The organism is Oleiphilus sp. HI0123 (assembly GCF_001635315.1).
The window spans coordinates 1-2520 of sequence record NZ_LWGE01001897.1; the positions used below are offsets into that span (position 1 = coordinate 1).

The window sequence follows — 2520 nt, forward strand, 5'->3', positions numbered from 1 at the left end:
AGTTTATGCTTACGTAGCTTACCCTTTATCTCATCAATCTTTGGGGTTGCCGGAACCCGAACGCGAATCCAGTCTGGCTTTCGTGGCATTTTTTCAGTAGGAATGACTTTAACGGGTATTCTGGCGACCTTCTCGGCGCCACGAAGCTTTTCACCCTGCACAGCTCGCTTAATCGTCTTAGCACTACTGCCTGTCTTCGCGTCGGCACTACCCTTGGGAGAATCTGTCATAACTACCTTCTACTAAATTTAATTTTGAGCAATTAACTGTCTTTATATTCCATAACAATATCGTCATAGGAAAAAGACTTTCGCAGCTCATTAACCAAGCAACCTGCCGCTCTCTCAACAGCAACATCTTCTTGGAAATCACACAGCTGAACCATTTTGAGATCTTGATAGCCACAAGGGTTAATACGCCCAAAAGGCTCAAGGTTCATATCGATATTGAGACTCAAACCATGAAACGAACGCCCATGCCTGATACGCAAGCCCAGTGAAGCAATTTTATCTTCTCCCACATAAACACCGGGAGCATCTTTTTTAGGTGCAGCCTGAATACCGTATAAGGCCAACATATTGACCAAAGCCTGCTCTATTCTAGAAACAAGGTCTCGAGCACCAATTCCCATACGGTTTATATCGAGCATAAGATAAATTACAAGTTGTCCCGGGCCATGATAGGTAACCTGACCACCCCGGTCGACAGGTACAACAGGAATATCTCCTGGCGCTAGAATATGCTCTTCTTTTCCGGCCTGCCCTTGCGTGAAAACAGGCTCATGCTGCAGCACCCATATTTCATCTTCGGTCTGCTCGTCGCGCTGGTCGGTAAATTCCTGCATTGCTCGCCAGACTTTTTCATAAGGCTGGAGACCGTGTAACATTTTTACTTGTAAATGCTGGCCAAACGCTGGGCCATTTGAGTTTTGAGCTTTCTCTGTCATCGCTATCGCCCTCAGATCAACATGCCAGACTAGATAACCATTTTTATATGGCCAGTCGCCATCAAGGCTTCATGTATCGCTTTTAACTGAGCTTCGCCAGTCGCGTATATATGAAAACGCACCGAGACGAAGGTTCCCTTGCTGCTTTCATTCAAGGTAACCCGATTCTCATCCAGGTCTGGAGCATGAACCTTAACGGTTTCAATCACCAAAGCTTTCAAATCAATATTATTAGAACCAATTGCTTTAATCGGATAATCACAAGGAAACTCTATTTTAACTTCATCTTCAGATGAAGAAGCTGATAGACCTTTAGCTGAAGAGTTACTCAGTATCACAGGTTTCTTTATCATCACACTACCTCCAACCAAGAACTAATTTTCATTAAGAAAACAAACCAATGAAAAACAACTTAATCATATCCAACAGGCGTTTAAAGAAGCCACCCTCGGGCACGGGCTCCAAAGCTACTAAAGCTTCATCAACAATTACTTTACCGTCAAGAGACACAAGTAAGCGGCCGTATTCTTGTCCCACGGCAACAGGCGCTTCAATTACATTATCTACTTTAAGCTCTGCTTTAAGGTCATCTTTTTGACCCCGAGGAATCGTTACTATTACGTCTTCGGCTAAGCCCAACTGGAAAGAATCCAAAGCACCCTTCCAAACCTGGCTATCTGTCAGTACTTCACCAGCCTTGTACAGTTCGTGCGTCTGATAATATCTAAAGCCATAGTTTAACAACTTCTGTGTCTCTTTAGCTCTGGCATTTTCACTATTCGTACCCATGACAACACTAATCAAGCGCATACCATTGCGCTTAGCTGACGCGACAAGGCAATAACCTGCTTCTTCAGTATGTCCGGTCTTTAAGCCATCGACTGACTTATCACGCCACAACAAGCGATTGCGGTTTGGCTGCCTTATATTGTTATAGGTGAAGTATTTTTCAGAATACAAAGGGTACTGATCAGGAAAGTCATTAATGATCGCAAGAGCCAGCTTTGCCAAATCAGAGGCTGATGAATAATGCCCTTCAGCAGGCAAGCCTGTAGCGTTCATAAAGTTGGAGTTTGTCATGCCCAGTAGTTGAGCTTGCTGATTCATGATATCGGCAAATGCATCTTCGCTACCAGCAACATACTCAGATAGCGCAATACTTGCGTCATTGCCTGACTGAATAATTACGCCTTTGAGCAGCTCTTCAAGCAAAACTTTTGAGCCTTCCTTGATGAACATTTTTGACCCGCCAGTGCGCCAAGCCTTAACGCTCACTGGAACCTCGTCATATAAATTGATATTACCTTGAGCTACTTCGCTTTCGACGATGTATGCGGTCATCATCTTAGTCAAGCTGGCGGGTGGCAACTGAACGTAGCTTTCATGCTCTACGATTACTTCGCCACTCGTGGCATCCATTAAAATATAAGAGCTAGCTGAAACCTGTGGCGGAGAAGGAATAAGAGCTGGCTTAGCAAATGCGTCGGCAACATGGAATCCGAGAAGTAATAACAAAGAATAAAGTGGTAACACCTTACCTAGTGATCTGAACATCATTAAAAACCCGATTTTGA

General features: G+C 44.0%; 3 protein-coding genes and 1 pseudogene. All 4 read right to left on the reverse strand.

Annotated features, from left to right (window positions below; all coding sequences use genetic code 11):
• Positions 1-230 (reverse strand): annotated as a pseudogene (locus tag A3761_RS25230) (hypothetical protein); the annotation flags it as partial.
• 32 nt (positions 231-262) lie between these two features.
• A complete protein-coding gene (gene lipB / locus A3761_RS25235; RefSeq protein ID WP_231872205.1) occupies positions 263-886 on the reverse strand; it encodes a lipoyl(octanoyl) transferase LipB in 624 nt (207 codons plus the stop codon).
• 89 nt (positions 887-975) lie between these two features.
• On the reverse strand, positions 976-1299 hold the full coding sequence (locus tag A3761_RS25240) for a YbeD family protein (RefSeq protein WP_082865051.1): 324 nt from the start codon (positions 1297-1299) through the stop codon (positions 976-978).
• 31 nt (positions 1300-1330) lie between these two features.
• A complete protein-coding gene (locus tag A3761_RS25245; protein ID WP_197469769.1) occupies positions 1331-2500 on the reverse strand; it encodes a D-alanyl-D-alanine carboxypeptidase family protein in 1170 nt (389 codons plus the stop codon).
• Positions 2501-2520: the final 20 nt, after the last annotated feature.